Source organism: Massilia sp. 01N417 (assembly GCF_056399645.1).
On sequence record NZ_JBFTRS010000006.1, the window covers coordinates 225,677 to 251,251 of the forward strand.

General features: G+C 65.6%; 19 protein-coding genes. 8 read left to right on the top strand and 11 right to left on the bottom strand.

All coding sequences use genetic code 11. The features are described from left to right. Positions 1-157: 157 nt before the first annotated feature. Both AC1DOQ_RS09345 and AC1DOQ_RS09350 read right to left on the bottom strand, forming a co-directional pair. On the bottom strand, positions 158-628 hold the full coding sequence (locus AC1DOQ_RS09345; RefSeq protein ID WP_477362446.1) for a DUF7931 domain-containing protein: 471 nt from the start codon (positions 626-628) through the stop codon (positions 158-160). 17 nt (positions 629-645) lie between these two features. Further along, positions 646-1,767 carry a ribosomal protein uL16 3-hydroxylase gene (locus AC1DOQ_RS09350; RefSeq protein WP_477362448.1) on the bottom strand — a complete coding sequence of 374 codons (1,122 nt, stop codon included), beginning with the start codon at positions 1,765-1,767 and terminating at the stop codon, positions 646-648. A 79-nt stretch (positions 1,768-1,846) separates the two neighbouring features. Here AC1DOQ_RS09350 and AC1DOQ_RS09355 point away from each other — a divergent pair, with 79 nt between their 5' ends. Then, positions 1,847-2,389: an FKBP-type peptidyl-prolyl cis-trans isomerase gene (locus tag AC1DOQ_RS09355; RefSeq protein WP_477362450.1), complete on the top strand. Its 543-nt coding sequence runs from the start codon at positions 1,847-1,849 to the stop codon at positions 2,387-2,389. Between the two features lie 75 nt (positions 2,390-2,464). On the opposite strand, the gene AC1DOQ_RS09360 is transcribed toward AC1DOQ_RS09355, so the two are convergent. The 3 genes from AC1DOQ_RS09360 to AC1DOQ_RS09370 all read right to left on the bottom strand — a co-directional run bounded on the left by AC1DOQ_RS09360 (position 2,465) and on the right by AC1DOQ_RS09370 (position 7,313). Continuing rightward, positions 2,465-3,553 carry a hypothetical protein gene (locus AC1DOQ_RS09360; protein ID WP_477362452.1) on the bottom strand — a complete coding sequence of 363 codons (1,089 nt, stop codon included), beginning with the start codon at positions 3,551-3,553 and terminating at the stop codon, positions 2,465-2,467. After that, positions 3,553-6,252 carry a DNA mismatch repair protein MutS gene (gene mutS, locus AC1DOQ_RS09365; protein ID WP_477362454.1) on the bottom strand — a complete coding sequence of 900 codons (2,700 nt, stop codon included), beginning with the start codon at positions 6,250-6,252 and terminating at the stop codon, positions 3,553-3,555. Before mutS ends, AC1DOQ_RS09360 begins: the two co-directional genes overlap by 1 nt. 377 nt (positions 6,253-6,629) lie before the next feature. Further along, on the bottom strand, positions 6,630-7,313 hold the full coding sequence (locus tag AC1DOQ_RS09370) for a hypothetical protein (protein ID WP_477362456.1): 684 nt from the start codon (positions 7,311-7,313) through the stop codon (positions 6,630-6,632). A 377-nt stretch (positions 7,314-7,690) separates the two neighbouring features. On the opposite strand from AC1DOQ_RS09370, the gene AC1DOQ_RS09375 reads away from it, so the two are divergent. Continuing rightward, the gene (locus AC1DOQ_RS09375; RefSeq protein ID WP_477362458.1) at positions 7,691-8,221 is read left to right on the top strand and encodes a hypothetical protein; all 531 of its coding nucleotides are present in this window, start codon (positions 7,691-7,693) and stop codon (positions 8,219-8,221) included. 119 nt (positions 8,222-8,340) lie between these two features. Here the strand turns inward: AC1DOQ_RS09375 and AC1DOQ_RS09380 are convergent, their stop codons facing one another. The 5 genes from AC1DOQ_RS09380 to AC1DOQ_RS09400 all read right to left on the bottom strand — a co-directional run bounded on the left by AC1DOQ_RS09380 (position 8,341) and on the right by AC1DOQ_RS09400 (position 14,277). Next, the gene (locus tag AC1DOQ_RS09380) at positions 8,341-8,565 is read right to left on the bottom strand and encodes a hypothetical protein (RefSeq protein WP_477362460.1); all 225 of its coding nucleotides are present in this window, start codon (positions 8,563-8,565) and stop codon (positions 8,341-8,343) included. Between the two features lie 150 nt (positions 8,566-8,715). Beyond that, entirely contained in the window at positions 8,716-8,934 is a 219-nt protein-coding gene (locus AC1DOQ_RS09385; RefSeq protein ID WP_477362462.1) for a hypothetical protein, read from the bottom strand. Positions 8,935-9,011: 77 nt separating this feature from the next. Next, a complete protein-coding gene (locus tag AC1DOQ_RS09390; RefSeq protein WP_477362464.1) occupies positions 9,012-9,365 on the bottom strand; it encodes a hypothetical protein in 354 nt (117 codons plus the stop codon). 146 nt (positions 9,366-9,511) lie between these two features. After that, on the bottom strand, positions 9,512-12,088 hold the full coding sequence (cphA, locus tag AC1DOQ_RS09395) for a cyanophycin synthetase (protein ID WP_477362466.1): 2,577 nt from the start codon (positions 12,086-12,088) through the stop codon (positions 9,512-9,514). A 14-nt stretch (positions 12,089-12,102) separates the two neighbouring features. Further along, positions 12,103-14,277 carry a cyanophycin synthetase gene (locus tag AC1DOQ_RS09400; RefSeq protein ID WP_477362468.1) on the bottom strand — a complete coding sequence of 725 codons (2,175 nt, stop codon included), beginning with the start codon at positions 14,275-14,277 and terminating at the stop codon, positions 12,103-12,105. Positions 14,278-14,570: 293 nt separating this feature from the next. Here AC1DOQ_RS09400 and AC1DOQ_RS09405 point away from each other — a divergent pair, with 293 nt between their 5' ends. After that, the gene (locus AC1DOQ_RS09405; protein WP_477362470.1) at positions 14,571-16,856 is read left to right on the top strand and encodes a cyanophycin metabolism-associated ABC transporter; all 2,286 of its coding nucleotides are present in this window, start codon (positions 14,571-14,573) and stop codon (positions 16,854-16,856) included. A 2-nt stretch (positions 16,857-16,858) separates the two neighbouring features. After that, a complete protein-coding gene (locus tag AC1DOQ_RS09410; protein WP_477362472.1) occupies positions 16,859-17,326 on the top strand; it encodes a cyanophycin metabolism-associated DUF1854 family protein in 468 nt (155 codons plus the stop codon). A 2-nt stretch (positions 17,327-17,328) separates the two neighbouring features. Here AC1DOQ_RS09410 and AC1DOQ_RS09415 read toward each other — a convergent pair whose 3' ends face one another. Continuing rightward, positions 17,329-18,927, bottom strand: a complete 1,599-nt coding sequence (locus AC1DOQ_RS09415) for an ATP-binding cassette domain-containing protein (RefSeq protein WP_477362474.1) — start codon at positions 18,925-18,927, stop codon at positions 17,329-17,331. A gap of 425 nt (positions 18,928-19,352) precedes the next feature. On the opposite strand from AC1DOQ_RS09415, the gene AC1DOQ_RS09420 reads away from it, so the two are divergent. From AC1DOQ_RS09420 to AC1DOQ_RS09435, 4 genes are all read left to right on the top strand, one after another. Next, positions 19,353-20,177, top strand: coding sequence for a PEP-CTERM sorting domain-containing protein (locus tag AC1DOQ_RS09420; protein ID WP_477362476.1), 825 nt, complete (start codon positions 19,353-19,355; stop codon positions 20,175-20,177). Positions 20,178-20,369: 192 nt separating this feature from the next. Continuing rightward, the gene (locus AC1DOQ_RS09425) at positions 20,370-21,620 is read left to right on the top strand and encodes a glycosyltransferase (protein WP_477362478.1); all 1,251 of its coding nucleotides are present in this window, start codon (positions 20,370-20,372) and stop codon (positions 21,618-21,620) included. 73 nt (positions 21,621-21,693) lie between these two features. Beyond that, a complete protein-coding gene (locus AC1DOQ_RS09430; protein ID WP_477362480.1) occupies positions 21,694-22,761 on the top strand; it encodes an SDR family oxidoreductase in 1,068 nt (355 codons plus the stop codon). Positions 22,762-22,920: 159 nt separating this feature from the next. Beyond that, complete coding sequence (locus tag AC1DOQ_RS09435) at positions 22,921-25,476, top strand: excinuclease ABC subunit UvrA (RefSeq protein WP_477362482.1); 2,556 nt, start codon at positions 22,921-22,923, stop codon at positions 25,474-25,476. Positions 25,477-25,575: the final 99 nt, after the last annotated feature.

The following is a 25,575-nucleotide window of genomic DNA, read 5'->3' on the forward strand; positions in this document are numbered from 1 at the left end:
CGATACGGAATCTTCCTAACCCGATATTATAGCCAAATTTACTGAATCGCAATAGAAAACTCATGCCAGGATGGCACGTTTAGAGGTAACAACAACGTTCATATTGTATCAACTTGTAACACGAATGTGCAGGTCTTGTTTCATAGGGAAAACCGGCTCACAGCCCGGTCGTGGACGGGCTCAAGCCCGGCTGCGATTCTTCCCAGATTGTCGCGAAACGCTCGCGCGGGATTTCGGTTTCTTGCGGCGCATCAAACGCCGCTTCGCCCCGTAAATGATCGCTGTGAAAGCGCCGCACGAGATGCACGCCGTCCGCGATGCAGAAGGAGTCCGTGAGCTGGCGGATGCCGCGCCCGGTGAGCCGGCATTCGATACGGTGGCCATGGTCGCGCAGCAGGCGCAGGAAGCGCGGATAGTGGCGCTCGGTGTACGCACTGTCATGCATCGCCAGGCGCAACCGGCCGCCGCCCAGGAAGAAGCGGCGCAGGGTGGTGTCGACATCCGGATCGCCCAGCAGGAATAGCGAGAAATCCGGATCGAACATGTCGAGCGAGGCCTGCGCCCGCTCCAGCACCGCGGCCAGCAGCCGCTGGAACTCGGCACGGGTGTCGAAGCGCAGGATGTCCATGTGCCCAGTCTACGCCTTCAACCCAGTTCCAGCCAGCCGTCCGAATACCAGGTGTAGAGCGCTTCCAGCACGTCGTCGGACGCCTGGTCCAGCATCGCGCCGTCGAGGCCGCGCTGGTTGGCCAGCTGCTCGAGCACGGCCCTGTCCGCACGCTTGAGCTCAAACGATTCGCCGTTGATGAAGACGTGCTTGCCGCGGTAGAGCATCAGGGTCTTGGCAGACAGCTTCAGCCCGCGCTTGGCGGCCTGTTCCATGAAGCGGCCCACGGTCAGCGGCTTGGCGACCGGCGTGAAGAACACATTGTGCTTGGGCTCGGACAGGTGTTCGCCCAGGAAGATGGTGACGTCTTCCTCGTCCCAGCGCACCTTGTTCAGTTCTTCGGTGATGCTGGTGAGCATGTCCTTCGGGATCTCGGCCGGATTCCTGGCCGGCTGCAGATCCGGATCGGCGTAGCGGCCCGGCAGGTCGATCGAGTCGGCCATGAACTGCAGGAAGGCTTCGCCCAGTTCCTGGAAGGACGGCGAGCGGAAGCCGATCGAATAGGTCATGCACTCGCCCTCGGCCACGCCGTCGTGGGCATAGTGCGGCGGCAGGTAGAGCATGTCGCCCGGCTCGAGCACGAACTCTTCTTCCGGCTCGAAGTTGGCGAGGATCTTCAGCGGCAGGCCTTCGACCAGGCTCAGGTCCTGCTGGGCGCCGATGCGCCAGCGGCGCCGGCCCTGGGCTTGCAGCAGGAACACGTCGTAGGAATCGAAGTGGGGACCCACGCCGCCGCCGTCGGTGGCGAAGCTGACCATCAGGTCGTCCAGGCGCGCGTCCGGCACGAAGCGGAATTCGCGCAGGAGTTCGTCGGCTTTCGGATCGTGCAGGTTGATGCCCTGGACCAGCATGGTCCACTCGCGCTCGCTGCGCGGCGGCAGTTCCTGGAGCGGGCCGTGCTGCATGTCCCATTGCTTGCCGGTCTGGGTGACGAGGCGCGATTCGACATGGTTGAGCTTGGCCAGCTCGGCCAGCTTGTCGAATTTGAGCAGGGGTTTGAAACCGGGGATGGCCTGACGGATCAGCAGCGGCTTCTTGTGCCAGTAATCGCGAAGAAACTGGGCGGGAGTTATGTTCCCGAGGAGCTGTAATTTTTTCATGCGACATTATAACCAGCCATCGGAAGGCTTCGGCGCCGAGAGGGTTATAATCCGAGCCTTATCCACGAAAGGAAGCGCAATGAAGATTGCCCAGAACACGGTAGTATCGGTCAACTACAAGCTGTCCGACGCCCAGAACAACCTGATCGAAGACGGTGCCCAGCCGATGGTGTACCTGCACGGCGGCTACGAGAACACGCTGCCGAAGATCGAAGAGGAACTGGACGGCAAGGAAGTGGGCTACTCGTCGACCATCCAAATCGAGCCGGAGGACGCCTTCGGCGACTACGACCCGACCCTGCTGAAAGTCGAAGAGCGTTCGCGCCTGCCGGAGCCGCTCGAAGTCGGCATGCAGTTCGAAGGCGTTGCCGAGGGCAGCGAAGACGAAGCGACCATCTTCACCGTCACCGAAATCGCGGACGACAAGGTCGTGCTCGACGGTAATCACCCGCTGGCCGGCATGGCCCTGCGCTTCGACCTGTCGGTCATCGACGTGCGCGCCGCAACCGAAGAAGAGATTGCCCACGGCCATGTGCACGGCGCTCACGGCCACCACGGCCATGACGACGACATGGACGACGGCGAGGAAGGCGACCACTTCCGCAGCCAGCCGCTGAACTGATCGGCCTGGCCAGGCAACGGACCGCAGCGCGCGGTCCGTGCTCATTTGCGTACTTTTTTCTGCTCAGTCGAGCACTTATCTGGCGCTATCCTTGCCTGCTTCCCTGACCGCCTTGGGATGACGCCCGTCGTCCTGTTTTTCCTGCTTCTCCGGCCTGGCCTTCGCGCCGGCATCTTCCAGCTCGCTCACCCTGAACAGGGCCTTGGTCCCCGGCTCCACCGCGACGTCGATCTCGTCATGCCCGACCGATAGATGGCCCAGGTTGCCGCGCCATTCGATGGCCGGTTTCGCCCCCTTGGCCAGCGGCGCGCCGTCGACCAGCAATACCTTGCCCGGGAATTTCTGCGCCAGCGCCAGCACCTGGCGGCGCGTCTCGGCAAAGCCGTCGTTGTCCGGCACGGCGCGGCGCAGCAGGGCGCGCAGGCCGGTCGGCTGCGACAGCGCTTTCAGGTCGCCTTCGCTGAACAGCACGATGGCTTCCGCCTTGTCGCGCCGGGCGATGGTGAACAGACGGTTCAGCCAGAAGCGGTTGGCCACCAGCCGGTCTTCGTATTCGCTATTGCGGCCCGCTTCCGTCAGGTAGTGATTGTTATTGGCCGGGAGGTTGAGGGTGGCGTACAGCACCTTGCCGACCGACCAGTGGGCATTCTCTGCATAGCTGCGGAAACGCGGGCTCATCGACTGGCGCGTGAGCGGCAGCTTGCGCGCGCCCAGCGCTTTCGGCTCGCCGTAGAACAGTTCGCGCAGCCGGTTCAGGCGCTCGATCGCATTCGAGCGGCCGGCGCTGTTGCGGCACTCGGTCCAGTCGCTGGCGGCCGGCACCACGATGGCGGGACGGCGCGCATCGCCGATCAGCTCGCGCCGCTGCTGGTAGACCTTGTCGGTGCAGGCTTCCTTCACGCCCTTGATGCCGGTGACCACCATGAAGGCGCTCGACTTGTCGTCGCTCTGGTCGAGGGCCTGCTTCAGGCGTCCTTCGAAGCCGTCGGCGAAGCTGTGGCCGATCACCGCGAAGGTATGCGCCTCCTCGGCTTCCGCTGTCTTGACTTCCTTTGCGGGTTTCGCCGCTTTCGGCTCCTTGGCCGCCAGCGCGCCGGCCGAGACCAGCAAGGCGGCCAGCAGAATGCCGAGGCGCAGGCGCGCGCGTGGACCGGTCGAGGGCATTATGCGCTGGCCAGGCGCTTGAGCTCGTACAGGCGCTCGAGCGCTTCGCGCGGGGTCAGGGCATCCGGATCGATGGTGTCGAGCAGCAGCAGGGCGGGCGACTCCTCGGCCGCCGGCGCGGCAGCCGCCACGGCCGGCGCTGCGGTGGCCGGCGCCGGCTCGGCATCGGCATCGTCGCAAGGCGGCGCGGCGAACAGGTCGAGCTGGGGCGTGGCGTCCAGCGCCTGCGATTCCAGCCGCGCGAGGTGCTTGCGCGCGGCGCGGATCACCGCGGGCGGCACGCCGGCCAGTTGCGCCACCTGCAGGCCGTAGCTCTGCGAGGCAGGGCCGTCCTGGACCGCGTGCAGGAACACGATGCTGTCCTTGTGCTCGACCGCCGACAGGTGCACGTTGGCGGCGCTCGGATGGGCTTCGGGCAGCTGGGTCAGCTCGAAGTAGTGGGTCGCGAACAGCGTGAAGCTGCGGCTGTGGTCGATCAGGTGGCGCGCGATCGCCCAGGCCAGGGCCAGGCCGTCGAAGGTCGAGGTGCCGCGGCCGACTTCGTCCATCAGCACCAGCGAATGCTCGGTGGCGCCGTTCAGGATCGCCGCCGATTCCGTCATCTCGACCATGAAGGTGGAGCGGCCGTTGGCCAGGTCGTCGGAGGCGCCGATGCGGGTGAAGATGCGGTCGATCGGGCCGATGGTCGCGCTGGTGGCGGGCACATAGCTGCCCACATAGGCGAGCAGCGTGATGAGGGCGACCTGGCGCATGAAGGTCGACTTGCCGCCCATGTTCGGACCGGTAATCAGGAGCAGGCGCTTGTCGTTCGACAGGCGGCAATCGTTGGCGATGAAGCGCTCGATCTGGTTCTCGACCACCGGATGGCGGCCCTCGACGATGGTCAGGCAAGGCGCGTCCACCAGCTGCGGACGGCACCAGTTGTTGCGCGTCGCGTGCGAAGCCAGCGCCACCAGCGCGTCGACCTGGGCGATGCCGCCGGCAACCTTCTGCAGGCAGACGATGTGCGGGGCGAGGTCGCCGAGCAGCTGGTCGTACAGCAGCTTCTCGCGCGAGAGGGCGCGGTCCTGGGCCGACAGGGCCTTGTCTTCGAAGGCCTTCAGCTCCGGCGTGATGTAGCGCTCGCAGTTCTTGAGGGTCTGGCGGCGGCGGTAGTCCTCGGGCACCTTGTCGGCCTGGCCGTTGGTGACCTCGATGTAGAAGCCGTGCACCTTGTTGTACTCGACGCGCAGGTTGGCGATGCCGGTGCGGGCGCGTTCGCGGGTCTCGAGGTCGACCAGGAACTGGCCGGCGTTCTCGGACAGCGCGCGCAGCTCGTCCAGCTCGGCGTCGAAGCCGCGCGCGAACACGCCGCCGTCGCGCACCATGGCGGCCGGTTCCTCGGCGATGGCGCGCGCCAGCAGGTCCAGGCAATCCTCGGGGATCGCGATGGCTTCATGAATGTCGCGCAGCAGGCACGAGTCGCCAGGGATGAAGCAGCGCGCCACCTGGTCGCGCAGCACCGGCAGCTGTTTCAGGCCGTCGCGCAGGGCGGCCAGGTCGCGCGGGCGCGCGGTCAGCAGGGCGATGCGGGTGGTGATGCGCTCGACGTCCGGCACATGGGCCAGCGTGCCCGAGAGGACCGCCATGGCATCGTGTTCGGCCAGCGCGGCGATGGCTTCATGACGGCCGCGCGCCACCGACTGGTCGCGCTTCGCGTGGTGCAGCCAGTGGCGCAGCAGGCGCGAGCCCATCGCGGTGCGGCAGCCGTCCAGCAGCGAGAACAGGGTAGGCGCCTCAAGGCCGCGGATGGTCTCGGTCAGTTCCAGGTTGCGGCGCGTGGCGGCATCCAGGCCGATGAATTCGCTCTCCGATTCGACGGCCAGGCTCTTCACGTGCTGCAGGCCGCGCCCCTGCGTCGACTGGGCGTAGCGCAGCAGCGCGCCGGCCGCACCGAAGGCGGCGCCGAGGCCGTCCGCGCCGAAGCCGCTCAGGGTCGACACGCCGAGCTGGTCGAGCAGGGCCTTGTGGCCGTGCACGACTTCGAAATGCCACTCGGGCACGCGCTGGTTGTGGCCGATCGTGCTCTCTTCGAACATGTCGCCGCCGTGGGTGTCCGCGCGCAGCACTTCGGCCGGCGCGATCCGTTCCAGTTCCTGCACCAGGCGCAGGGCGGCGGTCTTCGAATCCGCCGTGAACTCCATCAGCTTCAATGCGCCGCTGGCCAGCGACAGCCAGGCCAGGCCGGTGGTCACCTGCTTGCGGTTCGGGACCGTGCACACGGACAGCAGCGGGCGCTCGGCCTTTTCCGGCAGCAGGTCCGAATCGGTCAGGGTGCCCGGCGTCACCACGCGCACCACCTTGCGCTCGACCGGACCCTTGGACAGCGCCGGATCGCCGATCTGTTCGCAGATCGCGCAGGACTCCCCCAGCTTGACCAGCTTGGCCAGGTAGGGATCGAGCGAGTGGAAGGGCACGCCCGCCATCTTGATCGGATTGCCGTTCGAGTTGCCGCGCGCCGTCAGCGTGATGCCCAGGATGCGCGCGGCCTTCTCGGCGTCCTCGAAGAACAGCTCGTAGAAGTCGCCCATGCGGTAGAAAACCAGCATGGTCGGGTACTCTCCCTTGATCCGGAGGTACTGCTGCATCATCGGAGTATGTTTTTCGGCGGTGGCAAGGGCCTTGGCCGCGGCGGCATTGATTTCGTGTGGGACGTTCATGGCTTGGCAATCGGAAGCCCGGCAGGGGGCCGGGCTTTGGGGTTGCCATTTTACCGCGTTAGGGCTGTGCGGGGAGAGGGGCGATAGCGTTTGACAACACCTATCGCTTAGCCAGGGAGTTGCTGCTTGGTAAGCAAAGAGTTAGCGTTTGGTTTGCGTGGACGGCCTGAATCTGTGTGACATCATTTATCGGGGCATTCCACTTGGCGAAGCCCTCGAACGAAAAATAAGGCGCGCCGCCGAAACAGGCTATCCGTTCGCGCGGATTCGGGATCTTTATCCGCAGTGAACACGTATAGTTAGGCTGGCAGGGCCGATGTGTCTGAAGATCGTTCCAAGGCGCCGCTACGGCGCTCTGGTTAGGGCGGCGACCTGCATTAAATCTGTCGGCGACCTTCTTCAAGTTGCTCTCGTGTCAGCCGTTTAGTGAGAGCGTAGCCGTCCAAAAACTTCACGAGCATTGCGCTGCCCTCTCGAAAACAGTCGATCACTTCAAGCCAGCTAGATTCGGGGAAATTCAGGTCCGTCTCGGAGATCAATAGATCCATGGTCCCGTCCTCGTGGACCGACTCCACGGCATCGCAAAGGTGCGAGGCCGAGAAGTGGACGTAGCCGCATAGATTGTCGTAGACAGCGGGCAGCCAAGTGTAGTCTTTCGATCGAATCTGGACCAAGCGCGCATCGGTCAACCGCTCGCCCTGGAGGTCTTTAAGCTTGTTGATAGGTTTGCCCGAGATGACAAGCGTTGCGAACTCGTGCGGATTCTTCACGAGCCACGCGGCTGAAAACCGTAGCGAGGTGTCAAGGTGAGTCCGCAGCAGGGATCGCGCGCTGACCATATTCCACGATTCGATTAAAAGCTTCATTGCGGCAGACGCGCTAAGGGCGCGTTTGACTGCGCCACTCGCAAGCAAATCCAAGGGGAACATCGGCGCGGCGCCGCCACCGATCATAGCCTTCCAAGAGGCGAGCATCGTTTGCTGATCGCCGTTCAGTCGCAGCAGCGCGGCCTGCACGGGCTTAGTGTGTTTTCGCATTTCGTTCATGTGATCGGTTTTCATCCTAGCTAAACATTTGCAGTGGGATCAGAAGGCAACTGAACAGGGAACGAAGCTTCTCGGCGCGCGCTGAGAGACTAAATTGCGAACAAAAAATTCGCACACATGTGTTGCCGCATCATCGTAGCGTGTTTTTCGGCGGTGGCAAGGGCCTTGGCCGCGGCGGCATTGATTTCATGTGGGACGTTCATGGCTTGGCAACCCAAAGCCCGACAGGGCGCCGGGCTTTGGGTTGCCATTTTACCGCGTTAGGGCTGGCAGGGAGAGTAGAGTGAAAGGTTTGGGTCCGGTTGCCCCCAACTATAAACAAGTAGAATTACGATATTTGATTTCCTGTGAGAAAATCCATCAAGTTATTTGTACGATAATAAGGGTGGCGCATGAGTTCACTGGTTGGTAAATATGTATCCAATGTAATTCAAGGATGGGTTCAAATAAATAAAAAATTGAACACGCTGTTAATCCGGCAGGAAGTAAATCGTCTTCATCAGTTGGTTCTGGCTTTGGCGAGTATCTTTCTTATGCTGGTTCTCGTTACTCTCGCGAAAAAAGGAGCAAGCGACACTAATTTAGGAGACCTTTTTCAAACATATTCCTTATGGTCCACCGTCATTGGAACTATCTGGATCGCAGCAGGGGTGATGTACATTGCCCCGACCGAGGAGCTGAGCCCTGCACAACTGCATGCTCATGTCATTGAGACCTTCAAGACCGCGTCGCGCCATTGCGCCATTGGTATTGGTGTTATCCTTTTCGGCTTCGGTTGTCAGCTTGTTTCCGGGATGGATTTCATCAAGAAAGCCGACAAAAAGCCACATCAATATGACTGTCGAGTTTGGCTTCACAAGACAAATGAAACCGGCGAGGCCGAGCGTATTAAGTGCACGGTCGATTTGAAATCGGAAGATTAGCGGAAGTGACCGGCCTTTATGGAGCAAGCAAGGCTATTCGCTGCTTATGATGGCCTGGCAAACTAAAGCCCGACAGGGCGCCGGACCGGCTCGCCCTTATTATGTCGGAGCCGTGCGACTCACTGCCCGCATTGACGCCGCCACTCCGGCTTGGCCAGCACCCGCAGCGCCGTCGCCAGATCGACCTGCTGATGCTCCAGCGCCTGCGCCGCCGCGTGGACGCTGCGCGCTCGCAGCGCGTCGCGGATCTTTTCCGCAGTGACGAGGTCGGTGCGGCGTTCGCCCAGGGTGTCGCTGCGCGGAATGCGCGAGCGGCCGTGATCGTCGATCCATTGGTAGCTCATATCTGCCTCCGTTGTTGAAGTTTCATCATCGCGCCTTGTTGAGTTGGCAACTTAGCTGACGTCAACGAAAGACGGGGCTTGAAGCAACGAAGTCCTGCCCGGCAATGCCGGCGCAGGACTTCGAAAAATACAGACCGGAAAGTTGACGGTTCAGGCGCCGGGGGCGTTCTCGCGCCGCTTGCCGCCGCGGTCGTCGTTGGTGCCGGCCAGCACCCGCAGCGCCACCTGTACGTCGACTTGCAGATGTTCCATTGCCATCGCCGCCGCCTGGACGCTGTCTGCGCGCAGGGCGTCGCCGATGTCCTTCGCGGTGCGCTCGTCGATGCGGCGCTCGAAGCTGCGTTTGCCGGGGTACATTCTGGGGATCATGCATGCCTCCGTGGTGGTTGTCGGTAGAGGCATCTTCGCGCATTTGAGATTAGGAAAAATTAGTTATCCTCAAGAATTTACGACAGGCGTACATTGGTCAGGATGATCCAGGCCACCGTGATCACCACCATGCCGGCCAGGGTCACGCAGCTCCAGGTGAAGAACCATGCGGACAGCAGCCCGGCCTGCAGCACCCTTTCGAACAGCAGGCCGAGGGCGAAGTCGAAGGCGGTGAGGAAGGACCAGCGGCGCAGGTAGACCGGCAGGTAGCGGCTCATCCGGCGGTTGTGCTGGAAGGCGGCGTGGCGTTCGATGCGGGTGCGGGCGGCGCTGACGTCGCGGAACAGCCAGTCGAAGAACAGGAAGCGGTAGAGCAGGGAGCGGAAGGGGAGTTCTGGGGCTTCTTCGCTTGTTTGCTTGTCAATGGTCATGATCTCACTGCCTTGCCGATATCGTGATCGGTCAATGGTAAGGCATGAGGCGTTTGCGGCCGGTGCGATTGCTAACTGAATCGTGTGGCGTTCGCGGATTGCGGGTAAAACGTGGCCCCCCGCTTTCGCGGGGGACGTTCTGGGGATCAAGCCTTGGCTTCCGCCACCCGCTTGCCGATATGCGCCAGCGCCTCATCGACCTGGTCGATCAGGATCAGCGACAGGTCGCCCGGTTGCAGCAGCTCGAGTGCGCGGTCGATGGCGACGAATTCGCCCCGGATCTCTTCGATGCGGCTGGTGCGGGACGCTTCCTGCAGGCCTTCGCGCAGCAGGGCCACGACTTCGCCTTCGGAACGGCCGCGCTGGCACTGGTCTTCGTACAGCAGCACGTCGTCGAAGGCCTTGCCCAGGATGCGCGTCTGGTCGCGGATGTCTTCGTCGCGGCGGTCGCCGGCGCCGCTGATCACCACCGAGCGGCGCTTGGCCGGCATGGCTTCGACGGCGCTGGTCAGGGCCTGGATCGCGTCCGGGTTGTGGCCGTAGTCGGCGATCACGGTCGCGCCCTTGTAATCGAACACATTGAAGCGGCCCGGCGCGTTGTCGCTCTCGCCGACGAAAGTCTTCAAGCCGGTGCGGATGATGTTCCATTCGATGCCGACGGCCCAGGCCGCGGCCACCGAGGCCATCACGTTCTCGACCTGGAAGCCGATCACGCCGCCGCGGGTGATGGGCACCTCGGACAGCGGGATGCGTTCTTCGGTCTTGCCCTGCGCCGCCACCAGGTGGCCTTCGTCGACGTAGACGATGCGGCGGCCCTGGGCGCGGTGCTTCTGCATCAGCGGCAGCGAGCAGTCCATCGCGAAGTAGGTGACGTCGCCGCGGGTGTTCTCGGCCATTGCGGCCACGATCGGGTCGGCCGCGTTCAGCACGGCCATGCCGCCCGGCGCCACGTTCTGCACGATCACGCGCTTGAGTACGGCCAGGTCTTCCAGGGTGGTGATGTAGTTCAGGCCGAGGTGGTCGCCGGCGCCGATATTCGTCACCACCGCCACCTGGCAGCGGTCGAAGGCCAGGCCTTCGCGCAGCATGCCGCCGCGCGCGGTCTCGAAGACGGCGGCGTCGACGTCCGGGTGCAGCAGCACGTTGCGGGCGCTGCGCGGACCGCTGCAGTCGCCGCTGTCGATGCGGCGGCCCTGGATGTACACGCCGTCGGTGTTGGTCATGCCGGTGCGCAGGCCGGAGGCGCCGAGCAGGTGGGCGATCAGGCGCACGGTGGTGGTCTTGCCGTTGGTGCCGGTCACGGCCACCACCGGGATGCGGCCGTCGTCGCCGGGCGCGTACAGGGTGTCCATGATGGCTTCGCCGACCGCGCGGCCCTTGCCGAAGGATGGCGAGATGTGCATGCGCAGGCCGGGCGCCGCGTTGACCTCGACGATGCCGCCGTTCTGGTCTTCGATGGGCTTGAGCACGCTGTCGCACACCAGGTCGACGCCGCAGATGTCGAGGCCGACCATGTGGGCGGCGGCGATGGCGCGCGCGGCCACTTCCGGATGCACGTCGTCGGTGACGTCGGTGGCCGAGCCGCCGGTCGACAGGTTGGCGTTGTTGCGCAGGGTGACGCGCTGGCCCTTCGGCGGCACGGATTCGGCGTCATAGCCCTGCTTGGCCAGGCTGGCCAGGGCGATGTCGTCGAAGCGGATCTTGGTCAGCGCGGTGCCGTGGCCGGTGCCGCGGCGCGGATCCAGGTTGACGGTCTCCACGAGTTGACGCACGCTGTGCACGCCGTCGCCGACCACGTGCGGCGGGTCGCGGCGGGCCGCTGCGATCAGCTTGTTGCCGATCACGAGCAGGCGGTAGTCGTGGCCCGGCAGGTATTTTTCGACCAGGATGTCGTCGCGGAATTCGGACGCCGCATGGAAGCCGGCGGTGAGCTGTTCGCGGGTGTTGACGTTGACGGTCACGCCCTTGCCCTGGTTGCCGTCCTTCGGCTTGATCACGACCGGCAGGCCGATCTCCTGGGCGGCGGCCCAGGCGTCATCCGGATCCGCCACGACGCGGCCCAGCGGCACCGGCACGCCGGCGGCGTCGAGCAGCTTCTTGGTCAGCTCCTTGTCCTGGGCGATGGTCTCGGCGATGGCGCCGGTGGCGTCGATCTCGGCGGCCTGGATGCGGCGCTGGCGGCTGCCCCAGCCGAACTGCACCAGGCTGCCTTCGGTCAGGCGGCGGAAGGGAATGCCGCGGGCGACGGCGGCGTTCACGATCGAGCCGGTCGAGGGGCCGAGGCGCACGTCTTCGTCGAGTTCGCGCAGCTGGTGGAGGGCGCCGTCGAGGTCGAAGGAGCGGTCGTCGCGCGCAGCCTGGATCAGCTGCTCGGCGAGCGTGAGCGCCAGGCGGCCGACGTCTTCTTCGCTATATTCGACCACGACCTGGTAGATGCCGCGCTCGATGGTGGCGGTGGTGCGGCTGAAGGTGACCGGGCAGCCGGCCTGGGCCTGCAGGGCCAGGGCCGCCACTTCCAGCACCTGGGCCAGCGGGATGGTGTCGTCATGCCCGGTCGGCTGCAGCGGCCAGATCTGCGGGAACAGGGCGCGCAGGCGCGCCTCGAAGCCGGGCAGGGCGCTGATCGATTCTTCGTCCGCCGTGCAGGAGACGATCGCCTCGACCGACGTGTGATGGCTCCAGAGGTTGGGGCCGCGCAGGGCCCGGACGCGTGATACTTCCATAAAACTCGAATCCTTTATTTGTTCTCGAAGCTGCGCAGACCGGCGCAGATCAGGTCGGTCGGCACATCCAGCGCCCAGCTGGCGGCGGCGGCGGCCAGCACGGCTTCAGGCTGGGCGGCGGTCGCCGGCTTCAGCCTGGACAGGCCGAGCAGCGGCGCATCCTCGCTGCCCTGGGCCAGCACGATGTGCTGGTCGCGCAGGAAGGCGACTCTTCCACCGCCGGCGCGGTGCTGCTTGAGTACTTCGTTGTCTTCGTCCACCGCATAGAAGATCACGGCGCCGTCGGACAGTCCGGCCAGTTGCACGACCTGCGGATCGGCGGCGTTCAGCACGGCCGCGCCCTCGGACAGCACGACGTCGACCTGGCTGCGCACCACGTTGAACAGGGCGTCCTCGTCGCGCACATACAGGTCTTCCACGTCCGCCACCCGGCCCATGTCGGTCACCACGCCCACCAGGCAGCGGTCGTAGGGCAGGCCCTCGGACAGGATCGCGCGCGCGTTCGATTCGAACACGGCGGCCTGCACGTTGCGGTTGATGAGGAGGCGCTGGGCGGCATCGAAGCGGGTGGAGTCGACCGCGCTGACGCGGCGCTCGTCGAGGAACAGACCCTGGCGGTTGGCCACGCCCACGTGCTTCCCGGACTGGAGCAGCACCGTGCCCACCAGGTTGGCGACCAGGCTGGCGCCGGCGCTGCCGGTCACGCCCACCACGGGAATACGGCCGCATTCGCCGTCGACGCAGCCGGCGTCCGCAAACAGGTGTTCGACGATGGCCTTGCCGACGTCACGCGACTTGCCGGTGGCCGGCTTGATGTGGGCCAGCAGGCCCGGGCTGGCATTGACTTCGATGATGGCGCCGCGCTGTTCCTCGAGCGGGCGCGAGATGTCTTCGCACACCAGGTCGATGCCGGCGATGTCGAGGCCGACCACGCGCGCGGCCAGCGCCGCGACATAGGCCACGTCCGGGTGCACCTCGTCGGTGACGTCGTCGGCGACGTTGCCGTTCGGCTGGATCAGCACTTTCTGGCCGGCCTGCGGCACGGATTCCGGGCTCAAGCCCTGGCGCTGCAGGTCGAGCTTGATTTCGTCGCTCTTGTCCGGCTCCACCAGGCCGAGCGGGTGTTCCTCGCTCTCGCCGCGGCGCGGATCAGTATTGATCTGGCTGTTGCACAGGGCGATGACGTTCGACTTGCCGTCGCCCGTCACGAACAGGGACTCGCCCTTGGCGGCGGCCACGACCTTCGAGCCGACCACCAGCAGGCGGTGCTCGTTGCCCGGCACGTAGCGCTCGACCAGCACGGCGCTGGAGTCGCCCGCTTCGGCGGCGATCGCATAGGCGGCTTTCACGTCCGCTTCGTTCATCAGGTTCAGGGTCACGCCGCGGCCGTGGTTGCCGTCGACCGGCTTGACCACCACCGGCAGGCCGATGTCCTCGGCTTCTTCCCAGGCGCGCTCGGCGCTGCGCACGACGCTGCCTTCCGGCACCGGCACACCTACGGCGCCTAGCAGGGTCTTGGTGAGGTCCTTGTCGCTGGCGATGCTTTCGCCGATGGCGCTGGTGCGGTCGGTTTCGGCGGTCCAGATGCGGCGCTGGGCGGCGCCGTGGCCGAGCTGTACCAGGTTGCCTTCGGTCAGGCGGATCGAGGGAATGCGGCGCTCGGTGGCGGCATCGACGATGTTGGCGGTCGAGGGCCCGAGGCAGTAGCGGTCGACCAGTTCGGTCAGTTTCGCCACCGTGGCCTTCATGTCGAAGGGGGTGTCGTTGATGGCGGCCATCAGCAGCTGGTGGCCGGCATCGAGGGCGGCGCGGCCGACGACTTCGTCGCGCGTGCGGAAGGCCATCTTGTAGATGCCGTAGTCGCTTGTTCCGCGGGTCTTGCCGAAGCCGGTCTTCATGCCTGCCAGGTTCTGCAGTTCGAGGACCACGTGTTCGAGGATGTGGCCGGCCCAGGTGCCGTCGCGCAGCCGTTCCAGGAAGCCGCCGCGTTCGCCGACGCCGCAGCGATGTTCGATCAGTCCCGGCAGCCAGGCGGTCAGGCGCTCGTTGAAGCCGGGGAGGGTGTTCGAAGGACATTCTTCGAGCTCGCCGATGTCGAGCCAGGCCTCGATGACCGGGCGGTAGGTCCAGATGTTCGGGCCACGCAAGTGGGTTACACGAAGAATCTTAATGTCTTTCTTGTTTGTCATGAAAAATATCTTGCCCCGCAGTGACCGCTCACTCACCGCTCGGCGTTGCCTTATGTTTGTGCCATTACACCATGGTCTGCCCCACCGGGGAGGTCCATTTGCTGCGGTGCACATGTTGTATACTTGCGGGAACGAAGCTTACCGCGCCGAACCGAATTCTGCCAGTCACGCCCCCGCCGATAGAATACCGTACGCCTGTCAACCGGCGTGCCATGCTCAGCGTTCCATTCGAATGACCTTGACGACCTTGCGGTCGCCGCGCAGTTCAGCGCAAACCCCGTTTCCAAAAGCACATGACGAATCAACAACTTGTTCCTTCCGCGCCGCTGGCGGTCACCGCCAGTTTCCTGCCTGAGCACTGGCAGGCGGACGTCCAGAAAAAGCTTGCGCCAGGGGAAAACGTTTTAAGCGCCCTTGAGGTTGACCTCGATGCGAAATTACGTTTCACCAAAGGGGTACTGGTCGTCACCAGCCTTCGTCTACTGACTCTCAGCCCCGGCGACAAGCACTGGCGCGACTGGCCTTACCGTGCCGGCCTGGCCCTGCGCCATTACGACCACGCCGGCGTCGGCCACATCGAGCTGGTCGACGCCAACGGCCTGCTGGCATCCTGGCGCTTTACCCTCGGCCAGAACCTGCAGGCCATCCGCCTGGTCGACCAGTTCCACGACCAGCTCGAAAGCTACCTGACCGGCGTCGCCGTCCAGCCGCCCGAGCAGCACACCTGCCCGAGCTGCAAGGCGCCGCTCGAGCCGGACCAGGAAGATTGCCCGATCTGCACCAAGGTGCTGCACACCCCGCCGTCGACCTGGACCCTGTTCCGCCTGTGGCGCTTCGCCAGGCCGTACAAAGGCCAGCTCCTGGTCGGATTCTTGCTGATGCTGGCAAGTACCGGCGCACACTTGATCCCGCCGTATCTGACGATGCCCCTGATGGACAACGTCCTGATCCCTTACCAGAACGGCAAGCAGATCGATACCTCGCTGGTCTATATGTACATGGGCGGCCTGTTCGCTTCCGCCATCCTGGCCTGGGCGCTGGGCTGGGGCCGCACCTATATCCTGGCGCTGGTGTCGGAACGCATGGGCGCGGACATGCGCTCGGAAACCTATGAGCATTTGCTGCGCCTGTCGCTGGAATTTTTTGGCGGCAAGCGCACCGGCGACCTGATGAGCCGCATCGGCAGCGGCTCGGACCGCATTTGCGTGTTCCTGTCGCTGCACCTGCTGGACTTCCTGTCGGACGTCCTGATGATCATCATGACGGGCGTGATCCTGTTCTCGATCAATGCCAAGCTGGCCCTGATCACCCTGGTGCCGCTGCCCTTCATCGCCTGGATGATCCACGTCGTGCGCGACCGCCTGCGCACCGGCTTCGAAAAGATCGACCGCGTCTGGGGCGAGGTCACCAACGTGCTGGCCGACACCATTCCCGGCATCCGCGTGGTGAAGGCCTTCGCCCAGGAAAAGCGCGAGGCTTCCCGCTTCCGCGAAGCGAACAAGCACAACCTGGCCGTCAACGACAAATTGAACAAGGTCTGGTCGCTGTTCTCGCCGACCGTGTCGCTGCTGACCGAACTGGGCCTGCTGGTGATCTGGTGCTTCGGCATCTGGCAGATCAGCCGCGGCGAGATCACCGTCGGTACGCTGGCCTCCTTCATCGCCTACAGCGGCCGCTTCTACGTGCGTCTGGATTCGATGAGCCGCATCGTATCGGTGACCCAGAAATCGGCCTCGGCCGCCAAGCGCATCTTCGACATCCTCGACCACGTGTCGAGCGTGCCGGACCCGGTCAATCCAGTGAAGCTGGACAAGGTCGACGGCAATATCGAACTGCGCGAAGTCGGCTTCCGCTACGGCAACCGCGCGGTCAACCGCGGCATCTCGCTGAAGATCAATGCCGGCGAGATGGTCGGCCTGGTCGGCCATTCCGGCTCCGGCAAGTCGACCCTGGTCAACCTGATCTGCCGCTTCTACGACGTGGCCGAGGGCGCCATCCTGCTGGACGGCAAGGACGTCCGCTCCTTCGCCGTGTCCGACTACCGCCGCCACATCGGCCTGGTGCTGCAGGAGCCTTTCCTGTTCTTCGGCACCATCGCCGAGAACATCGCCTACGGCAAGCCGGATGCGACCCGCGAAGAGATCATCGCGTCCGCCCGTGCCGCCCACGCCCACGAATTCATCCTGCGCCTGCCGCAGGGCTACGATTCGATGGTCGGCGAACGCGGCCAGGGCCTGTCCGGCGGCGAGCGCCAGCGCATCTCGATCGCGCGCGCCCTGCTGATCGACCCGCCGATCCTGATCCTGGACGAAGCGACCTCGTCGGTGGACTCGGAAACCGAAAAAGAGATCCAGAAGGCGCTCGACAACCTGGTGCAGGGCCGCACCACGATCGCGATCGCGCACCGGCTGTCCACGCTGCACCGCGCCGACCGCCTGGTGGTGCTGGACCGCGGCGTGGTGGTCGAAGAGGGTAGCCACGACCAGCTGATGGCGAAAGAAGGTGCCTACTACCGCCTGTACGAGGCGCAGGCGCGTAACGTCGACCAGGATCCCGACGACTCCAGCCAGGAAGATTGATGATGATGACTGCTTTTGAATTACGCCGCGACGCCTTCGGCAAGCTGGTGCTGACGAACAGCGAGGGCGAGGAATTCGTCGGCGTGGCGCCGGTGCGATCCTTCCCGGTGCAGGCGCCGACCCGCGGCATCTCCCTCGTGCGCGAGGGCGGCAAGGAAGTCGGCTGGATCGACGACCTCGAGACCATGCCGGCCGAGATCCGCAAGCTGGTGACCGAAGAACTGGAAGGGCGCGAATTCATGCCCGAGATCCAGTCGATCAAGGGCGTGTCCAGCTTCGCCACCCCCTCCACCTGGACCGTCAGGACCGACCGCGGCGATACCGAATTCGTGCTCAAGGGCGAGGAAGACATCCGCCGCCTGGGCGCCTACTCGCTGCTGATCGCGGACAGCCACGGCATCCACTTCCTGATCCGCGACATGTTTGCGATCGACAAGGGCAGCCGGAAGATCCTCGACCGCTTCCTGTAGTCTCAGCGCCAGCCCGCCGCCGTCCAGTCGATCCGGTGGCTGAGTTCGAGCCGCGCCAGGAAGCGCTCGTCGTGCGACACCACCACCAGCGCTCCCGGCCATGACTGCAGCATCGCTTCCAGCGCCTCGACACCCTGCAGGTCGAGGTGGTTGGTCGGCTCGTCCAGCAGGAGCAGGCGCGGCGCCGGTTCGCGCAGCACCGCGCACAGCAGCGCCCCGCGCATCCTTTCCCCGCCGCTCAGGCTGTCCGCCGGGCGCAGCACGCGGTCCGGTTTGAGGCCGGCCAGGGCCAGGTACTGGCGCAGCCGGCCTTCGTCGTGCCCTGGGGCGGCGCTGCGCAGCTGGTCCAGCAGGCTGCGCGCCGGATCGAGCAGGGCCAGGTGCTGGTCGAGCAGTACCGAGGGCAGGGTGCGGCAGCGGCCCGACAGCGGCGCGATCTCTCCGGCAATCGTGCGCAGCAGGGTCGACTTGCCGCAGCCGTTCGGTCCGCGGATGGCGATCCTGGCCGCGCCGTGGGCGCCCCAGTCCAGCGGCTGGCGCGGCCCCCAGGGTGCGACCAGTTCTTCCAGCACCAGCGCGGCCTGGCCCTCCGGAATCTGCAGGTCCAGCATCGGAAAGCTGGGCCGCTCCAGCGCCCCGTCCAGCGCGTCGAAGGCCTCGTGCACGTCCTGCTGCAGGTCCTGGCGCCGCTGCGCATGGCGTTCGGCGCGCGCGCCGTCGGTCTGCTGGGCGCGCTGGGGCAGGGCGTTGAGGACGATCCTGGGCTGGCCGCCGGCCGCCTTTGCGCGCGCGCCGCGGGCATTCCTGCGCGCGGCGCGTTCGGCATCGAGCCGCATCGCCGCTTCCGCGGTTTTTCGTTCGACCCGTGCCCGCTCCAGGCGCACGCCGGCCGCCGCCAGTTCGGCGCCGCGTTGCTCCTCGACCAACGACCAGCCGCCGCCATAGCGCCGCAGTCCACAGGCATGCACTTCCAGCGTGCGCTCGGCGTGCTCCAGCAGTTCGCGGTCGTGGCTGACCAGCAGCAGCCCGCGGCCCGCCGCGCGCCAGGCCCGCATCTGCTCGACCAGGAAGCGCCGCCGTTCGCGGTCCAGGTGGTTGCTGGGTTCGTCCAGCACCAGCAGGCCGGCCTCGCTGCAGAAGGCGCCGATCAGGGACAGCAGGGTGCGCTGGCCGCCGGACAGCGATTGCGGCGTCATGGCCTCGTCCAGTCCGGCCTGGTCCAGCATCGCCCGCCAGCGCGCTTCGAGGTCCCACCGTTCGCCGATCAGGTCGAAGTCCTCATCGCGCGCCTCGCCGGCCGCCAGCCGCCGCAGCGCAGCCAGCGGTGCATCGAGTCCGGCCAGCTGGGCCAGGCTGGCGGCGAAGCTGGGGCCGGTCTGCTGTTCAACGTAATGAACCGGCACGGCGCGTTCGATACGGCCGCGTGCCGGCGCCGCAAGCCCGGCGACGACGCGGCCGAACGAGGACTTGCCGCTGCCGTTGGGGCCGATCAGGGCGACGGTTTCTGCTTTGAAGCTGTCGTGGATGTCCTGGAACAGGATGCGCCCGTCGGGGAGGGCAATGTCGACCCCGTGCAGGGCCAGGTGGTAGGGATGGGCCATGAGTACTCCTTGTAATGCGTCGAAGCCGCGCCAGGTTCCTGCGAACATGGCGATGAGGTTTCTGTGCTGTCGCGGCGGGCGCGAGAGCAGGCATTACAGGCGCATCGGTGGAATCCCCCTTGTATATGGAACAGCCATTCTAGCAGCATCCCTGCAGCCATGCTCGGGCTGGGTAATGGCAGCATTGTTGCGGCAAGGAAAATATAGTTACCATTTTGATGTCGGGAAAACTTACAGAACAATTTCTCCTAAAACATAATTTCTTGATTTTAATAAGTATTTTCATTATGGCATGACAATTGCTCAATACTTGGTACCGGTTGGAAAGTAAATTCGTTTGAACCGGCTTTGCGATCCGAAAACCCATGCGTTGTTGGTAACGGCAGTGTCCAAATAAAAATACCTATTTTTTGAAAGAAAATAATATGAAAATCCAGAACACCATCAAAGCAGCATGCGCTGCACTCCTGTTTGGCTTGGCTTCCCACGCAGGTGCGGAAGTCATCTCGGTGGATGCCAGCGGCGTGTCGGGATATCTGAAAAACAAAACATACAAAGGCAGCTTCGATGCCGGCGAACTCCTCCTGTCCAAGCAGTTCACCGTGAACACCATCGGCTTTTCGTTTGTCTTCGATGACGATGCCACCGACCCGTTCAAGAGCGTGACCGGCATCGCGTCGAGCACTTCTTCAGGTGCAATCTACGATAGCAAGACGAACACCTTCACCACCACCATCACCAAGACCACGCCAGTCACGAAGACTGGCGAAAGAGAGTCGGTATTGCTGTCCTTCGGCGACGTGAGCTTCAACGGAGCAACCGCCGTCGGCACGCCAGACACGGTCACGGTACCAACAAGCAGCAAGACGAAAAGGGGCACCATCTATGCCAGGAACGGTGTTCCATGCGATGTATGGGAAATCATCTTCGGTCTGTGCAAGCCCGTGACCTCCTACACCGTCACCAACGAGCAGACGGCAACCACCACGACCGACTATACTGGCGGCTTCGAGATCGCCGATTCGCTGCAGTCCTATGACGCCCTGCTGGCCGCACTGATGAGCAACAAATCGCTGGACTTCAGCCTCAAGGTCCATGGCGACCTCAAACTGGTCAGCGCGACTCTGAACATCGACTATACCGACACCACCCCGCCGCCGTCCAACGACGTGCCGGAACCGGCATCGCTGGCCCTGTTCGGCATGGCCCTGGCGGGCATCGCCGGCGTCCGCCGCGCGCGCCGCGGCTGATCGACGCCTGGTGCAGGCCGCTCCCGGCCTGCATCGGCAAGCTTGCTCCAACCCTGCACGGCGCCTGCCCTGCAGGGTTTTTTTTGCCCCTTACGTGCTCTGGCCGCTTTTCGCGTACAGTGTCGGCAAGACAGCGCAATACGAGGGGCAGGAGGAAGTATCGATACGCCGGCAGCAGGCAGGACGCATTTCGTGGTGATCACCATCGGCTCGGCCGGCGACCTGTTCCCTTTCATGGCGATGGCCCTGGTCCTGCGGGATGCGGGCCATCGGATCAGCTTCCTCGCGCCGCAACAGCACGAACCCTATGTGCGCGGCACCGGGCTGCACTTCGTCGGCCTGCCCGCCGACCCGGCCGTGCTGCTCGATCCCGACCTCTGGCATCCGACGCGCGGCTTTGGCGTGGTCTGGCGCGCCACGCGGCCGGCAATGGCCAGGATCGTGCCCTTCGTCGACGCCTTGCCGCATGACGAAGCGGTCGTGCTGCTGGCGCATCCGCTGGCGCTGCCGGAGGCCGACCTGTGCCGGGCCGCGCGTCCCGGCCTGAAAGTGGCGGCGGCCTATCTGGCGCCGCAGAACCTGCCTACCGTCCACGATCCGCTGATGTTCGGCCCCTGGCGCGTGCCGCACTGGGTGCCGCCCGGCCTGCGGCGCTGGCTGTTGCGGCGCCTGGCGGCGCGCTTCATCGATCCGGTGGCGCTGGGCGAGGTGAACGCGGCGCGCCGGGCGCGCGGCATGCCGGAGGTGGCAAGCATGCTCGAGCACCTGTTCGCGGTGCCGGACCTGTCGCTGACCCTGTTTCCGGAGTGGTTCGCGCCGACCCAGCCGGACTGGCCCAAGCCTTTGTACCGCGCCGACTTTCCCCTGTTCGACCCGCATCCGGACGCCGCACTGCCGCCCGCGCTCGAACGCTTCCTGGACGACGGGCAGGGCGCCGCGCCCGTCGTCTTCACCCACGGCACCGGCAACACGCAGTCGCGCGCCTACTTCGAGCATGCGCGCGCGGCGGTGGAGCTGCTCGGCCTGCGCGCCATCTTCCTGACCCCGCACCGCGAGCAGCTGCCCGCCGAGCTGCCGCCCTCCATCCTGTGGCAGGACTACGTGCCCCTGCGCCGCCTGCTGCCGCGGGCGATGGTACTGGTCCACCACGGCGGCATCGGCACCACGGCCGAAGCCCTGCGCGCCGGTACGCCCCAGCTGGTGGTGCCGCTGGCGCATGACCAGTTCGACAACGCGGCGCGCGTGGCGGCGCTGGGCGTGGCCTTCCGCGCGAGGGCGCCGCGGCTCAACGGCGTGCGCCTGGCGCGGGCGCTGCAGCTGCTGCTGGGGGATCGCGAGCTGGTCCCGCACTGCCGCAAGATCAGCCGCCGCTTCGCGCTCGGACAGGGCCTGCAGGGCTTGCGCCTGCGCCTGGAAGCACTGGCCGGCCAGGCCGGTCGATGAGCCAGGGCAACGGCGCGCCAGCGAGCAGCGAAGCACGCAAGAATGACGACTCGATCAACATGGAAGGGATTTTATGCAACGAACCGCACTGGTCGTCGGCGCCAGCGGCATCGGCGGCCGCTACACGGCACGCGAACTGCTGGCACATGGCTGGACCGTGTACGGACTGGCGCGCCGCCCGCCGCGCGACCTGCCGGGCCTGATTCCGGTGGTTGCCGACCTGCTCGACGAGGTCGGCCTGCAGGCGGCGCTGGCGGACGTCGCCCCGACCCACGTCTTCATCACGACCTGGATGCGCCAGGACAGCGAGGCCGAGAACATCCGCGTCAACGCCCTCATGGTGCGCAACCTGCTCGACGCGCTGTCGCCGAAGAAGTCGCTGCGCCACGTGGCCCTGGTGACCGGCCTGAAGCACTATCTCGGCCCCTTCGAAGCCTATGCGAGTTCCGGCACCTTGCCGGACACCCCGCTGCGCGAGTCGCAGCCGCGGCTGCCCATCGAGAATTTCTACTACGCCCAGGAGGATGAGGTCTACGCGGCGGCGGCGCGCGACCGTTTCACCTGGACCGTCCACCGCCCGCACACCGTCATCGGCATGGCGGTCGGCAACGCCATGAACATGGGCACCACCCTGGCCGTGTATGCCTCGATCTGCAAGGAGACCGGCCGCCCGTTCCAGTTTCCCGGTTCGGAGGCGCAGTGGAACGGCCTGTCCGACGTCACCGATGCCCGCATGCTGGCCAGGCAGCTGCGCTGGGCCGCCGACTGCGACGCCGCGCGCGACGAAGCCTTCAACATCACCAACGGCGACTACTTCCGCTGGAGCTGGCTGTGGCGCCGGCTGGCGGCCTGGTTCGGTGTGCAGGCGGCCGGCTTCAGCGGCACCGTGCAGCCGCTGGAAGAGATCATGGCGAACGACGCGGAACTGTGGGCCGACATGGCGCGCCGCCACGGCTTGCAGGAAGCCGATCTGAAGCGCCTGGCCTCGCCCTGGCACACCGACCTCGACCTCGGCCGCCCGCTCGAGGTGATGACCGACATGGCCAACAGCCGCCGGCTGGGCTTTTCCAGCTGGCAATCGACCGAGGATTCCTTCTTCGACCTGTTCACGGCCTTGCGGGCGGAGCGCCTGATTCCCTGATGCCTGGATGCCACGAGGACATCTTCGACCCGCCGACACGTCCTGCTGGCCCTTGCCTCGCTGCAGGCGGCCAAGGCCGCGCTGGGTGCGGCAACGCACCGCTGCAAAGCCCGGGGTGCGCTGTAATAGCGCCATCCCGACACGATCACCGGAGGGCCGATGCGCCGCAAGCAGAACCAAGCCGAAACCCGCGATACCTTGGATAGTCACATCGACCACGGCCTCGTGCGCGTACGCGGTGCGCGCGAGCACAACCTCAAGAACGTCAACGTGGACCTGCCGCGCGATGCGCTGGTCGTGTTCACCGGCGTGTCCGGTTCCGGCAAATCCTCGCTGGCCTTCGGCACCCTGTACGCGGAGGCGCAGCGGCGCTACCTGGAATCGGTGTCGCCCTATGCGCGCCGGCTGTTCCACCAGATGCCGGTGCCGGAAGTCGACGAGATCGACGGCCTGCCGCCGGCCGTGGCCCTGCAGCAGCAGCGCGGCACGCCCACCGCGCGCTCCTCGGTGGGCAGCGTCAGCACCTTGTCGAATTCCCTGCGCATGCTGTATTCGCGCGCCGGCGACTATCCGCCCGGCCAGCCGCTGCTGTATGCCGAATCCTTCTCGCCCAACACCGCCGAAGGCGCCTGCCCGCAGTGCTCGGGCCTGGGGCGCGTCTATGAAGCCACCGAGCAGTCGATGGTGCCCGACGATACGCTCACCATCCGCGAGCGGGCGGTGGCCGCCTGGCCGCCGGCCTGGCATGGCCAGAATTTGCGCGACATCCTCGTCACCATGGGCTACGACGTCGACACGCCCTGGCGCGAGCTGCCGAAGAAGGACCGCGACTGGATCCTGTTCACCGACGAGACGCCGACCGTCCCGGTGTACGCCGGCCTGACGCCGGAAGAGACGAAGCGCGCCCTGAAGCGCAAGGAAACGCCCAGCTACCAGGGCACCTTCAGCGGCGCGCGCCGCTACGTGCTGCAAACCTTCGCCAACACGGAAAGCGCGGCGATGAAGAAACGCGTCGCGCGCTACATGGTCAGTACCGAGTGCCCGCTGTGCCGCGGCAGGCGGCTGCGCCAGGAAGCCCTGTCCGTCACCTTCGCCGGCCTCGATATTACGGAAATGTCGCGCCTGCCCCTGGAGCGGCTGGCGCAGCTGATGAAGCCTTTCGCCAAGGGCGAGGTGCCTCCCGATACCGCCGCCGCCAAACACCCGGAACAGCTGATCGTCACCAAACGGATCGCCGCCGACCTGTGCGCGCGGCTCGGCGTGCTGCTCGACCTGGGACTCGGCTACCTGGCGCTGGAGCGCAGCACGCCGACCCTGTCGCCCGGCGAACTGCAGCGCCTGCGCCTGGCGACCCAGGTGCGTTCCAGCCTGTTCGGCGTGGTGTACGTGCTGGACGAACCTTCGGCCGGCCTGCATCCGGCCGATACCGAGGCCCTGCTGGCGGCGCTGGCCCAGCTGAAGGCGGCCGGGAACTCGCTGTTCGTGGTCGAGCACGCGCTGGACGTGATCCGGCGCGCCGACTGGATCGTCGATGTCGGCCCGCAGGCGGGCGAGGGCGGCGGCGAGATTCTGTATAGCGGCGCGCCCGAGGGGCTGAAGCAGGTTGCCCAGTCCCACACGCGGCGTTATTTATTCGATGAGGTGCGGCCCGAGCCGCGCAGCTTGCGCGAGCCCGGCGGCTGGCTGAAGCTGGAAGGCGTCACCCGCAACAACCTGCACGCGCTGGAGGTCGAGTTCCCGCTGGGCGTGATGAGCTGCGTGACCGGCGTCTCCGGCTCCGGCAAGTCGAGCCTGGTGAGCCAGGTGCTGGTCGACCTCGTGACCGAAGCGCTGGGCCAGGGCGCGCCGGACGAGGAAGCCGAGCAGGAGCCGGGCCTGGAACAGGAACCGCAGATCGCAAGCGAAGGCCGCATCGCCGCCGGCATGGAGGGGATAAAACGCCTGGTGCGGGTCGACCAGAAGCCGATCGGCCGCACGCCGCGCTCGAACCTGGCCACCTATACCGGCCTGTTCGACCAGGTGCGCAAGCTGTTCGCGGCGACGCCGGCGGCAAAGAAGCGCCGCTACGATGCCGGCCGCTTCTCCTTCAACGTCGCCAAGGGCCGCTGCGAGCATTGCGCGGGCGAGGGTTTCGTGATGGTCGAGCTGCTGTTCCTGCCCAGCGTGTACGCGCCATGCCCGACCTGCGAGGGCGCGCGCTACAACGCCGACACCTTGAAGATCACTTACAAGGAAAAGAACATCGCCGACGTGCTGCACATGACGGTGGACGAGGCGCACGCCTTCTTCGAAGACCAGGAAGCGGTGGCGCGGCCGCTGCAGGTGCTGCGCGAAGTCGGCCTGGGCTACCTGCGCCTGGGACAGAGCGCCACCGAGCTGTCCGGCGGCGAAGCCCAGCGGATCAAGCTGGCGACGGAACTGCAGCGCGCCACCCGCGGCGGCGCCCTGTACGTGCTGGACGAGCCGACCACCGGCCTGCACCCGCTCGACACCGACCGCCTGGTGGCCCAGCTGAACCGCCTGGTCGATGCCGGCAATACCGTCATCATGGTCGAGCACACCATGCGGGTGGCGGCCGCCTGCGACTGGGTGATCGACATCGGGCCGGGGGCGGGCGAGGCCGGCGGCACGGTGGTGGCGTCCGGTCCGCCGGCACGGGTCGCGGCCAGCAAGCGGAGTCGCACCGCACCGTATCTGGCGAAGTATTTACGGTAAAAGCCCGGGATCTGCTGTTAATTTCCGCTCAGCAATGCAAAAAGAGCGGGTCAACAGGACGCGCGGAATTTTGCAATTGCGTTACACTTAGGATATTTT